This is a genomic window from Nostoc sp. (assembly GCF_036919555.1).
Taxonomy (GTDB): Bacteria; Cyanobacteriota; Cyanobacteriia; order Cyanobacteriales; family Nostocaceae; genus Nostoc.
The window spans coordinates 47,032-60,026 of sequence record NZ_JBALCS010000098.1; the positions used below are offsets into that span (position 1 = coordinate 47,032).

7 protein-coding genes and 1 pseudogene are annotated in these 12,995 nt (G+C 44.3%); 6 read left to right on the forward strand and 2 right to left on the reverse strand.

What is annotated here, in order from left to right; all coding sequences use genetic code 11:
- The first annotated feature begins 31 nt into the window (after positions 1–31).
- Positions 32–4,993, forward strand: coding sequence for a LamG domain-containing protein (locus tag V7K36_RS27455; RefSeq protein WP_335120842.1), 4,962 nt, complete (start codon positions 32–34; stop codon positions 4,991–4,993).
- An 85-nt stretch (positions 4,994–5,078) separates the two neighbouring features.
- Here V7K36_RS27455 and V7K36_RS27460 read toward each other — a convergent pair.
- A pseudogene (locus tag V7K36_RS27460) lies at positions 5,079–6,034 on the reverse strand (Mu transposase C-terminal domain-containing protein); the annotation flags it as partial.
- A 157-nt stretch (positions 6,035–6,191) separates the two neighbouring features.
- Between V7K36_RS27460 and V7K36_RS27465 the strand changes: the two are divergent.
- The gene (locus V7K36_RS27465; protein ID WP_335120843.1) at positions 6,192–7,925 is read left to right on the forward strand and encodes an iron uptake porin; all 1,734 of its coding nucleotides are present in this window, start codon (positions 6,192–6,194) and stop codon (positions 7,923–7,925) included.
- Positions 7,926–8,176: 251 nt separating this feature from the next.
- Here the strand turns inward: V7K36_RS27465 and V7K36_RS27470 are convergent, their stop codons facing one another.
- On the reverse strand, positions 8,177–9,301 hold the full coding sequence (locus V7K36_RS27470; RefSeq protein WP_335120844.1) for an FUSC family protein: 1,125 nt from the start codon (positions 9,299–9,301) through the stop codon (positions 8,177–8,179).
- 65 nt (positions 9,302–9,366) lie between these two features.
- Between V7K36_RS27470 and pip the strand changes: the two genes are divergently transcribed.
- The 4 genes from pip to V7K36_RS27490 all read left to right on the forward strand — a co-directional run bounded on the left by pip (position 9,367) and on the right by V7K36_RS27490 (position 12,970).
- The gene (pip, locus tag V7K36_RS27475; RefSeq protein WP_335120845.1) at positions 9,367–10,314 is read left to right on the forward strand and encodes a prolyl aminopeptidase; all 948 of its coding nucleotides are present in this window, start codon (positions 9,367–9,369) and stop codon (positions 10,312–10,314) included.
- Between the two features lie 200 nt (positions 10,315–10,514).
- Complete coding sequence (locus tag V7K36_RS27480) at positions 10,515–11,330, forward strand: class I SAM-dependent methyltransferase (protein ID WP_335120846.1); 816 nt, start codon at positions 10,515–10,517, stop codon at positions 11,328–11,330.
- A gap of 105 nt (positions 11,331–11,435) precedes the next feature.
- Positions 11,436–12,077, forward strand: coding sequence for a DUF4232 domain-containing protein (locus tag V7K36_RS27485; RefSeq protein ID WP_335120847.1), 642 nt, complete (start codon positions 11,436–11,438; stop codon positions 12,075–12,077).
- A 101-nt stretch (positions 12,078–12,178) separates the two neighbouring features.
- Positions 12,179–12,970, forward strand: a complete 792-nt coding sequence (locus tag V7K36_RS27490; RefSeq protein ID WP_335120848.1) for a GH25 family lysozyme — start codon at positions 12,179–12,181, stop codon at positions 12,968–12,970.
- Positions 12,971–12,995: the final 25 nt, after the last annotated feature.

Sequence of the window (12,995 nt, forward strand, 5' to 3'; positions counted from 1 at the left end):
AGCCCGCACGGCTCAAGAGATTAAAGACAGTATGTACCTGCAACTGACAGGTCAAGAAATCGGTTTGGTCGGGTACTGGCGGTTGGGTGCCATTGTTGAAGGCGATCAGCGCCAAGTTCTAGATTTTTCCGTTAACGAAAATCATGGCATTGTGCATGGCGAAGCTTATGTGAGTGATGTCACCCTGATACGCGACTTGCAACCCGGTACCCCAGCAACTAAGTATGAAAATGAAGAACTGTTTGCCGTTTCTGAGAGAGCTACTTATGAGGAGGAATTTGAGTTCAAAACCAACTTGAATGTAAATCCTGATAATGTTGATGACAAAAATGGCAAGATTTTTGCTATTGCCTATAAAGGTAAGAAGAGTCGAGGTTCTGAACACTGGATAGAGATTTCCGACAATGTGACTGAATTTTCCTCCTTAACAAATAACTGGTATAAAGCGAAGTCGCGCTTTACCGTGCCGGATGGAGTATCTGTGTTGCGTTCTTTTGGCATTCATCAGGTTCAAGGTAAGTGGAGTGAGCTAGACATTCGCAGGCATCGCATCCGACTGGTTTCTGACAGCATTACTGAAGCTAAGTACAGCGATAGTGTGACAAATCTTTCAATTTTGGTTGATAGTCAGGCAACATTAGCAGTAAATTTGAAAGAACTGGAATCAACAGAGCAACAGGAAGCAGTTATGCTCGAAGAAAAGCGAGAGTTGGAGTTGCAAATTGATGCCTATAATAATCAAGATCAAACCAAAACAGAGATTGAGATATTAAAGGAGACAATTAGAAGATTCACCGAAGAAGAGCAAACCCTTTTATCTACATATAATACAGAAAGGAATAGTCCTTTTAATTATTTGTGTTACAGCTTGGTAAAGGTAGGAAATTCTTGGAAAGGGATACACGTTAAGGATCAGTCTCAGGATGACACCACTCCCCTGATTCGGCATGATGGTGATGGCAATCTTTTCAAATTCAATGCAGCTGGTAATGAGACTTATCGGGTCGAAATACAAGTAGGAAATTCTTGGAAATGGATACACGTTAAAGATCAGTCTCAGGATGACACCACTTCCCTGGTTCGGCATAATGGTAATGGCAATCTTTTCAAATTCAATGCAAATCTTGATGATGAGACTTATCGGGTCGAAATACAAGTAGGAAATTCTTGGAAAGGGATACACGTTAAAGATCAGTCTGAGTATAACAACACTCTCCTGATTCGGCATAGGAATCAGGGGAATCAGTTTCAGATAAGAAAAACGGCTCAGACAAACAATAACAAAATTGAGCTAGCATCCCAAAATTGGCAAGCAAAAAATCAGGATCTTAAGAAAGCCAACGAGGAATTAACGAAACTCCAGTCCGTATTGGCTGCAAGCACGCAGAATGAAGATGCTTGGAAGCAACGCCTTACTCAACTCCTCAAAGAAATCACTTCGATTCAAAATCTTTTAAACGATTGCAATAAGAACTTCATCAATGGAGTAAAAAACCCCCAACAAACGCCGCAAACCATGCCTGAAGTTTTCAAAGACTCCAAAGGATTGGTAACTCAAGCAGTCTTACTCGGCTTTGTGCAGCCAGCCAGCCGCTTAAACGCCATTGAAACTTGCGAAGGCAACGTACAACTGAGCTATTTTGACAACCAAGGTCGGATGCGGCAAACTAATTTTGATGCTACGTTTGACAGCCGCAACGCAACTGCTGAGCAGTGGCTTCCCGATGCTCAACGCGTCTGCTTGAACATTGCAGAAAACAACGATGTTGTCAACTTGGAAAACCCAATTTACTTAACTAATGAATGGACAATAGAAGCTTGGTTCTCCTATCCGCTTCCGCAACTTCCGCAACAGAATTGGAATACTTTAACTGGCAACCAGTATGGCAGCGATCGCCAAATTGTTGTTAAAGACGGGGAACAGTTAGGCACGTATTATGGCGGTAAGTTTCACGATAGCGGCTATAATATAAAGCTGTTGTCAAACGGCTGGCACCATCTGACGGCTGTAGCCAAGGGAGACACGACCTTATTTTATATAGACGGCAAGAAAGTCGGCGATGTCAAGCAAAAAGCTATAGAAGCTCAAACAACAGACGCTGGCAAAAAGGAACTGGAAAAACAAATTTTCAAGAGTAGCAGTCCTATCTCCACCATCGGGAATGCTCAAGCGAATTCCCAGCAATTCGGCAAACTAGCGGAAGTCCGCATCTGGGAAGTTGCCTTAAGTGAGGAAGAAATTGCCGTCAACAGCAAAACCCTGCTCAGTGGTGACGAACCTGGTTTGCGAGCTTACTATCCCATGAATGAAGCCACAGAAACCACAGTACGCGACTCGACTGGAAATGAACGGAATGATGGCACGATTAGGGGCGCAAGCTGGTGGGGCTGTGCAGCACCTATTGGCAATCCGGGACATCAAGTGATGCAGTTCGACGGGGTGGATGATTCTATCACTACTACAACGAAAAACTTAATGAATGATTTGTCAGCCTTCACGCTGGAAGGTTGGGTTAAAGCTGCTTCAGTTCCAGACGCAAACATTAGCTTGTTTGGTCAAAACGATGTTGTTGAATTTAGTCTGTCTAGCAAAAAACTTTCCCTTTGGACTAAAAAGGGGGGTAATCTAGTCGCCGATAATCCCTTTGTGTCGAATAGCTGGCATCATGTCGCTGCCATAGGCGATGGCAAGAATTTATTCCTTTACATAGATGGCACCCAAATCAAAACTCAAGGGTCTGTTACACAAAATTATGGCGACTCGGTATCTTCATTTCAAATTGGGGGACTAGACTTTTCTGCAAGCGGTACTAATAATCAATTCCAAGGTCAAATTGCCGAAGTCCGCATCTGGAAGGTAGCCCGCACCCAAACCGAAATTCAGGCGAATATGCACAAGCGCCTAACTGACAAAGAGCAAAACCTGGTCGGTTACTGGCCCTTAAATGAAATCAAACCAGAAGGCACTGCAAACACTGTGAACAAAGTCTCAGACCTCGCAGGCAATCATCACGGCACCGTTACGGGAGCGATCATCACAGATGACAATACCCTGCCCATTGTGAGCGATGCAGTCGTCAGCACAGAATACAGTACCGTTACTCTAGACGCCGTTACCAAGCAAAAATCTGCGATCATGCGGCGGTTCTTTGCTTCTGGTATCCTCAACGGCGTTAACCTACTGCCGGACAAACGCATCGAAACTCTAGAACTGAACTGGATCGGCAATGCCCAGTTCGCCCCCACTCTCTTGGGTTATATTGAAGGCGCACCACCAATTCCCAGCGAAAACCTGACAGAGGAAGACGATTACAACGGGGCGACTTCAGTGGAAATAACTATGTCTGAAGACGTGGAGTTTAGTTGGAGGCGATCGCAAGACAATGGTTTAGGAGCTAGTGCAGACACTTTTGCAGGAGCTAATGTTGAAATAACTGCAGGTTTAGGAGTTGAGACAAAGATTGCCGACATTCGTGCGGGTTTCAAAGGCAACCTTGACACCAGCAACCAATTCCAGAATGAGAGCAGTATCGCATCTGGCTCATCCGTGAGCATGAGCGATAAACTGGAACTACGTGGTACAGTAGAACAAGATGCCCATTTCCCCCATTTAGGAAAACGATTCATTCCTAAAAATGTGGGCTACGCGCTAGTAGTTTCTGCTCTAGCAGATGTATTTATTACCCGGTTAGCCCGCAGCAGGAAGATGATCGGCTACCAAGTGCAACCCGTGGAGAATATTCCGCCAGACGTGAATACGATCACTTTTTTGATCAATCCTGCTTATGTGATGAAAGGCAGCTTGGATGGAATGACTGGTAGCAGGGCGACGAGCGATCACTTCTTTAAGCACGTTCCCGAAATGCGAAGTCAGTACGGTTCCCTCTATCCCGCCAGTTACTATCGCCTGCAAGAGGCTTATGACCTCAAACAACAAATCGAACAGCAGGACAAGCAGCGAGAAGCTTATTTTGCCCAGTATAATGCTCTTTTGGTTGATGAAACCTCGTTAGATCGAGAGGTGAACAGCGGTGCGGCTCCTACGGGCATCTCAGTCAGCCGAGAAGAAGACAAGCCAGAGGGTATGAGTGACTCGGACTGGGAAAAAGAGCAAAAAAGACGACAAAATGAACAACTAGACAATATCGAGCAACAAACTAAGAAAGACCAGGATAAGCAGTCAGAAGCCGAGCAGCAGAAGCGAGCAGAAATAGAAGCTAAGATCAAAGACCAAGAGAAAAGGACGCAAGCCACAGCAAGTTTTGCTGGCTGGCAGAAGAAAATGGAAGATATCCAAATTCGTGCTGGTAAGCGGAACATTGTCAACACCTATGTATGGGATGCCGATGGCGGACTGCGAACAGAATCTCAAAGCTTTGCCAGTACCGCCGAGCATACTATTGGTGGCTCCTTTACCATGAATGCTGGTTTGGGTTTTGAAGGGGATTTTGCAGCAGGTGGAGTCGGTGCAGAGCTAACTGCCCAAGCGACGGTCAACATGACCCAAACCATGAATAAAACTGAAACCCGCAGCAAGGGCTTACAGTTGAATGTGGATTTAAGCGGGGTAGAAAGCAAGGGCGTTACCGACTACAATGATTACCCGATCCTGCCAGGGGAAAAAGTAGACCGCTACCGCTTTATGAGCTTCTACCTAGAAGGTAGCACCAACAACTTTTTTGACTTCTTCAACTACGTGGTAGATCCGGAATGGCTTGCCAGCAATGACGAAGAAGCCCGCGCCTTGCGACAAGTCGAAGCAGGCAAACCCAACAAAGCTTGGCGGGTGATGCACCGAGTCACCTATGTGGAACGTCCAGCACTAATGGGCTTTGGGCGCAGTATTAACCAAGTCAAAAATCTCAGTGAGTTAGAAGTCAAGCACCAAGATCTGCTCGATAAGTTCAAGAAATTAGCAACTGAACAGCAAGAACTTAAGTCCAAGCTCGATCAAATCTTGCAAGCCCTAGAACGTCGTACCCAAAACTCGTAAAATCCCCTTGAGATAATAGGTGAGTGAAAGCGAAGCCAAGTAACAACAATTCGTGTTGGGCTTCGCTTCTCCACGTTTGTTAACTTTATTTGCTCTGTATTGCGGTATTGTAAAATATGTCAAATAGTATAGTTTTGCCTGCGGTGCGGAGTCTGCGACTTGCAGCTTCAGCTTCATCTAATGCCAGTTGCTCCGTCTCCAAACCTTGAGCGTAAGCGCGGGTCAGAAATACTTCCTGATTGTTTTCCTGGCGATAAACCAAAATTGTTGTAATATCCCTGGGGTCAAACCTTAAGTTGACAGTTTCTCCGGCATAACCTGCCAGATATTCTCCTCGATACATCAAGTTCTGGAACTGCAAGCAACCACCTCTTTGCACAGTGCGCCGTGACTGCTTCATTAAACAGATATCCAAATCTCGTTCTGGTATTGGTACTGGTACTGTGGGCAATCCTGCTTCCCAACGCTCAAAGCGAGTTTGATCACCCATTCGCGCATCAATACTTTGGTTGTAGCGGTCAACGATGTAGCGCACAAGTAGCTGTTCCAGTTCTCTCAGAGTCAGTCTTGCATTCTTTTCTGCATCTTCTGGGCGTTCCTGCACATTAGATCCGGTGTACCCAGGAAGCGTTGAAAATATTTGGTCATTTAATGTTTTGAAGGGACGTTCCACTACTCCACCTTCAGAAGGGCGATCGCGTAAATGACAGACAAACCCTAACTGCGCCCCAATCTGACTTAAATGGTTAGAGCGAAAGTCTTTACCGCCATCAGTATAAAAGTGTTCTGTTTCCCATAAGTTCCCCACTCGCAATGCAGTTTGTACTCCCAAGCGTATTGCTTTGGCAAAATCGCCTGACGTAACGCTAACGCTACTAATTGAGAACTAGGAGCATCAAATCCCAAATTGATACCCATAATGCAACGAGAGTAAGTGTCGATTACTGTTGTTAACCAGGGACGACTTAGCAATTCACCATGTTGATCTACCAGCAACACATCCACGCGGGTATGATCGCATTGCCAAACATGGTTACTGTAACAATACCTTCGCCAAAAAAAGAGGATGAAAAAATTTGTGAGACATATCTTAGTTCACTGCAATCTGGTAAGATTTCCAACAAGTAGAATAACTACTTGTTCTCTTTTTCTTGAACCCACTGATTTCGGGTCTTTTTTGGGAAAGGAAAATAAAAAAATGTCTCATCTCTTGTGGAAAACTCTGGTACTAAGTCCAGTAGTTTTGGGAGTGACGGTGTTGGTTTGCGTTAAGGCTATGGCTGCTGAAGTAGCAGGCTCTTATGAAGATATAAAGGCAAAAACTACTCAGACAGAAGCACCAATAGCCTCTACTGCTTCAATATTCATTCAAACAGAGAAACCAAAAGTTAATCAGCAGTTGGTTGCCCAAAAGACTGATGATAATAACGTTTTAGAAGAGGTTAACCGCTACAGCAGTGAAGGCGAGAACCAAAATTCACTGTCTCAAGTCACATCAGTTTCTCAGTTTTCTGATGTACAGCCGACTGACTGGGCATTCCAAGCTTTACAATCCCTGGTTGAACGCTACGGTTGTATTGCTGGATACCCCAATAGTACTTACCGTGGCAACCGAGCATTGACCCGTTATGAATTTGCCGCAGGTTTGAATGCTTGTTTAGACCGAGTTAATGAACTGATTGCGACAGCAACTACTGGCTTGGTGTCAAAACAGGATTTGACGACCCTCCAGCGTTTGCAAGAGGAATTCTCGGCAGAACTAGCAACTCTGCGTGGTCGAGTAGATGCTGTCGAAGCACGGAGTGCTGAACTAGAAGCAAATCAATTTTCCACTACAACCAAGCTGGTTGGTGAAGCAATTTTCGCTGTCACGGACAACTTTGGCGACAACGACAACAACAACACTGTTTTCCAAGACAGGGTGCGTTTAGACTTGCAAACCAGCTTCACAGGTAAAGATACTTTGCATACTAGGCTTGCAGCTGGTAATGCAATTGGATTGGCTTTACCAGGTGGCACATTTGAAGGGACTCAAACCTATAGCCTGTCCCCTTCCAACAACAACAGTGTTTATATAGACTGGTTGTCCTATTACTTCCCCATTGGCAACTCCCAAGTTTACATAGCTGCTAGTGGAGGTATTCAGAGCGATTACGTTCCTACCGTCAATCCATACTTTGAGGATTATGATGGCGGTAATGGTGCTTTGTCTACCTTTGCTTCTGAAAGTCCAATCTATCGGATTGGCGGTGGTGCTGGTATCGGCGTTAACTTAGCCTTTGGTAAAGGTGGCGGTAGCTTTGAACCTTCATTAACCTTGGGTTACTTGGCATCTCAAGCGAATAACCCTGGTCTAAATACGGGTTTATTCGAGGGTAACTATGCTGCTTTAGGACAGTTGAACTTAAAACTAGGCGATCGCATCACCTTAGCTGCAACCTACGTCCACGGTTATCATAATGGTGGTACTGTTTTATTCGATGCAGGCTCCGCGAGTACAACAACTGGTATAGTCGGTACTGCACAAGCTAACTTTGTTGGTGGTGGCAATCCATATTCAAGTAATTCCTACGGCTTTGAGGCTGCTTTTAAACCTAGTGATAAACTGTCAATTAGTGGCTTTGCGGTTTACAGCGACATCACAGGCGTTGGTGCTAATGATGATAGTCAAGTTTGGAGTTATGGACTTGGGGTAGCCCTGCCAGACTTAGGTAAGAAGGGCAATGTCTTAGGAATTTTCGCAGGTATTGAACCTTATGTTGGAGGTAACACTGGTGATAAACCATACCACTTTGAAGGTTTCTATAAGTATCGCGTAACCGACAACATTTCTATTACTCCTGGGGTAATTTGGTTAACCAATCCTGGTCAACTTCCTGGCAACAACGATGATGCAATCATTGGTACGCTGAGAACAACTTTCACTTTCTAAAGGTTTTGAGTGCTGAGTGTTGAGTGCTGAGTAATATCATGTCCGCCAGATTACCCATAATAAAAGAACCCCACCCCCAACCCCTCCCCGCTAGCGGGGAGGGGAGACAAAGCATAGCTTTGGCGGGGTGGGGTTCTTCGGGTTTAATAAGCAATCAAGCGGACATGATATAAGAACAAGAATACTCAGTACTTCCCACGCAGGTATTTGCCCCACCTCTTGTGGGCGGTCTTTCAACTCAGCACTCTTCATTAAATGTTAATTAGCGTACCTGCCATTTTTTGCAGTTTTCTGCCCACCTCTTCCATCGTGTAAAAGAACGTGAAAAACCGGAGTATCTCATCCATTGGGTAATCTTGCTGTTTAATTTCTTCCAACCGATTTAATTGCTCTGTAGCATTGGTGATTGCAACTTCCATTGCTGACAAAGATAAACTAGGCTGGTGCGATTTGACAGCTGTTGCTAGAGTGAGCATTGCAGTCTCAGTTTCCAGTGCCAGTTGGGTAATTTCAGGTGAAAGAATTTGCCAGAAAGTATCCTGCCCTCTAGCAAGTACGGTATGTTCCATTGTCAAGATGTGTTCCCAAATCCTGCGGATGAGAAACTCCCAGGCTTCATTTACCCGTTTTTCTGGCGGTTCGTTTGTCTGTCCCTGCCTGACTTCCTCCCATAGAGATCGCCCCTTGCTTAGTGAAGTAATGATACTAATTTTCAACTTATCCACACGGGGGCGATCGTAGTTTCCTGTAAAGGCAGAGTCCACAACCAACTCATAAAACTGCTCTAAATCAGTTAGCGTTTTTGACAAACAACGCCTCAGTTCGACTCCAGCAGAGGCAGGAAAAATAAAGTTGTTTACTAACAGCGCCACACCAATACCCAAGAGGGTTTCGAGAAAACGACCCCACGCATATAGCCAAGGAGATTGGCTGTGACTCAAAATGACGATCGCTGACACATACCCCGCCAATTTCGCCGCCTCATTGAATTTCCAATAAGAAGTCAGAAAAATGGTCAAAAATACACTGATTCCCAGTGACCAGAAATTGCTACCGAGTGCAACCGCAAAGATGGCTCCACCTATAGCACCAATCACGGTTCCAATTATTCGCGCAATTCCTAGTAACAAAGTGCTGCCATGAGTAGATGACATCACAATGATGGCGGCGATCGCTGCATAAAAAGGATACTCCCATCGCAACGCCTGAGCAATTTCAAAAGAAATTGCCGATGCTATTGCCATTTTGAATGCCATCTTAGCTAGCACAATTGTTGAGATTCCATCAGGAGTAGCAGTCCAAGTTTTCAATGCTGTGATGATTTTCATCTGAGGCGATCGCTGTTTAGGTAGAAGTTCATTGGAGGGTTGTATCATGGGTATCGAGATTATTTGATTTGACAAGCGATCGCAATCACAACATTACTGATAAAATATCGAAAATGCGAGAACTTTATCCAGCGATTAAACCTTATCTAGAAGGTAGTTTACAGGTTTCCGATCTTCATACCATTCATTTTGAAGAGTCAGGGAACCCGCAAGGTCAACCTATCGTTTTGCTGCATGGGGGTCCTGGTGGTGGATGTCCAGCTTTTTATCGCCAATATTTCCACCCAGAAAAATGGCGGTTGGTGATGTTTGACCAGCGCGGTTGTGGTCAAAGTACGCCCCATGCTGAATTACGAGAAAATACCACTTGGGATTTAGTCAGTGATATCGAAAAACTGCGCCAACATTTAGGTATAGAAAAGTGGGCAGTCTTCGGTGGTAGTTGGGGTAGCACTTTATCATTAGCCTACAGTCAAACCCATCCCTCTCGATGCACGCGGCTAATTCTGCGTGGTATCTTTATGCTGAGGCAAAAAGAGTTACGATGGTTTTACCAAGAGGGTGCTAGCTATATTTTTCCTGATGCTTGGGAAGAATATATCAAACCAATTGCGAGCGCAGAACGTGATGATCTGATCGCAGCATATTACAAACGTTTGACCGATCCAGATTTAGAAATTCAATTAACAGCAGCGCGTGCTTGGTCAATTTGGGAAGCTAGTACAAGTAGACTTTTCTTAGATCCAGAACTCATGCAAAAGTTTGGCGAGAGTGAATTTGCTTCAGCTTTCGCACGTATTGAATGCCATTACTTTATGAATAAGGGATTTTTGGAAACAGAAGATCAATTACTCTTAAATGTAGACCGTATCCGCCATATTCCGGCTGTAATTGTTCAGGGACGCTATGATGTAGTCTGCCCAATGATATTAGCTTGGGAATTACATCGGGCTTGGCCGGAAGCAGAATTTATTGTGGTTCCTGATGCAGGGCATTCGATGAGTGAACCAGGAATTTGCAGTGCTTTGATTGAAGCAACAGATAATATTGAATTCGGTTGAATACTTAGCTTCGGGGACGGGGATGTAAAATCAAACCCACGACAAGGCAATCTTTACCAGGATGCGAGGGGATTTTGCAGTACCTACTTTGTTTGATGGTAATCTTGCAAACAGTATAGCGACAATCGATATTGAATTGGTCTTTGATCCACGAGACGAAATAAAATGAAGTTGGACTCAAAAGCTGATAAAACTAGCTTATGCAAAACTCTAAACAAGAAATAAATGCCAGAGCTTCTATAGATTTAGAACAGCGAAGGAATTGGTATTCTCCCGTTGCTGATATTTATTACAACGCCAGACCAAAATATCCAAAGGAACTGATCGAGCGGTCCGTCGTTTTAGCCCAACTTTCCTCAGATGCATCGATTCTTGAGGTCGGTTGTGGTCCAGGAAATGCGACGGTAGCTTTTGCTCAATTTGGTTTTTCAATGACGTGTCTTGAGCCAAACCAGGATTTTTGTCATTTGGCACAACGCAACTGTGCAACCTATCCAAACGTTGCAATCCACAACACCTCATTTGAGGAGTGGGAAGTGCAAGCAAAACAGTTCAATGCCGTTCTATCTGCTAACGCCTTTCACTGGATACCGTCAGAGATTCGGTATGGCAAGGCAGCTATGGCATTACGCGACAACGGGTCTCTCATCCTGCTATGGAATCTGAGGCCTGAACCGAAATACGAAGTTTACCAAGCGATCGAGGAAGTGTATCAAGCCTATGCTCCCTCACTTGTGCGGTATGAAGGTGCCAAAACTCAAGCGGAAATTTTGAGAGGGTTTGAACAAGACATTTTAGACTCTGGTTATTTTAAGGAGTTGGTGACTAAGCAAATCGCGTGTGAGGTTACGTACAGCATCGATGACTACCTCAAGCTGTTAAGTACCATGATGAGACTGGAGCCAAAGGCGAAGGAGTTGCTATTTGCAGGATTGCGGGAAAAGCTGAGGAACTTTGGAGACAGTGTACACCTCTCGTTTCTTTCTGCTGTTCACGTTGCCCGAAAAGATGGATAAGCTGTTGAAATGGTATATACACAGCAACGCTAACCCTTGTGAAATTGGAAACTTATACTGTATGTAAAGCATCAGTGTAAGTAGTTCACTAGAGACAAAAAATATATGCGAATTCTAATTTTGGAAAGCAGTATGTTGTTGCTCCTGACTGCGGTGACAACTGGCTGTGTCGGTTCTTCCTCTGTCACAAAACAGCCGCAAGCCTTGCCAGCAAGCACTGAGCAGGCGACGAAGGAAACTGTGTTGACCTCAACACCTACACCGACTGCAAAAAGTATAGACCATTCTACCCCTGAAGCCACTATTGCCACGAATCCGACGCGCTGTGAAACTAGCCAATTGTCAGTGCGCCGAGTCTCCCAAGATGCTGGCGTTGGGAATGTTGCACTCACCTACGCCTTCACCAATAACGCCTCATCCCCTTGCACCCTCAACGGTTATCCGGGATTGGCACTACTGGATGCAAAAGGTCAGCCTTTGGAGGGGGTTAAAGTTATCCGCTCCAAGGACACTTACTTTTCGAGTCAGCAACCTCGACAACAAGTAACTCTAGCTCCTGGAACACAAGCCTCATTTCAGATAGCATATAACCACATTAGTTCCCCAGAGGAACACTGCCCAATGTCTAGTAAAATTGAAATCACGCCTCCTAATGCTTACCAGCACTTTACCCTTACAGAAGAAATCAAGCCTTGTACACGCAAAGTTAGAGTGACTCCAGTGCGAGCCGTTGGCACTCAACCCTAGTAAATTTATGGAATTTACTCAAACATTCAGAAATAGCATAAATTTGATCAGAACTTCTGATAAGTTCAGTATTGTACTGTATAAAAAGGTTAAAAAATTCTATGGAAGGAATTGATGTTGCCGATCAAGACGGCAGAGTAGATTGGACAGCAGTAAAAAACTCTGGTAAAACTTTTGCATTTGTCAAAGCCACAGAAGGAGTTAGCATCAAAGATTCTGCTTTTGCTCATCACTGGCAGACGATGAAAACTGTTGGTATTATTCGGGGTGCTTATCATTTTTTTCACCCCCATACATCTGACCCGGTTCAGCAAGCGAAGGAATTCTTAAAAACGCTAGGCAAATTAGAACCGGGAGACATGCCACCAGTTCTGGATATAGAGAAAAACGACAATGTAAGTAACCAAAATGTGGTTAATGCAGCCAAACAGTGGTTAGCAGAGGTGGAAAAAGCCCTTCTACAACAAACAAAAAAACCAATCAAACCAATCATTTATACATTCCCCAGTTTCTGGACAGAACTTGGCAATCCATCTGATTTTGCTACTTATCCGTTATGGATTGCCCACTATGGAACTAAGGTTCCAACTATTCCTAGTGCTTGGCAGGGGCAATACCTAATCCATCAATATGAAGGTGATATATCTGGTGTACCAGGTGTTAGTGGTCGAGCCGATTTGAATAGATTTAATGGATTTCAGCTAGGAGATTCTGGACTAAAAGTAAAACAATTACAACAGCAATTAAAAGATATTGGATTATATACTAATGCCATTGATGGGCATTTCTCTGAGTCAGTGAAGGATGCAATTGTTAGTTTCCAAACCTCTAAAGGATTGCAAGCTGATGGAATTATCGGTATAAAAACTTGGGTAGCTTTATTGTGGGTTTAAGTAAAGACCGTGGATTAAATAAAAT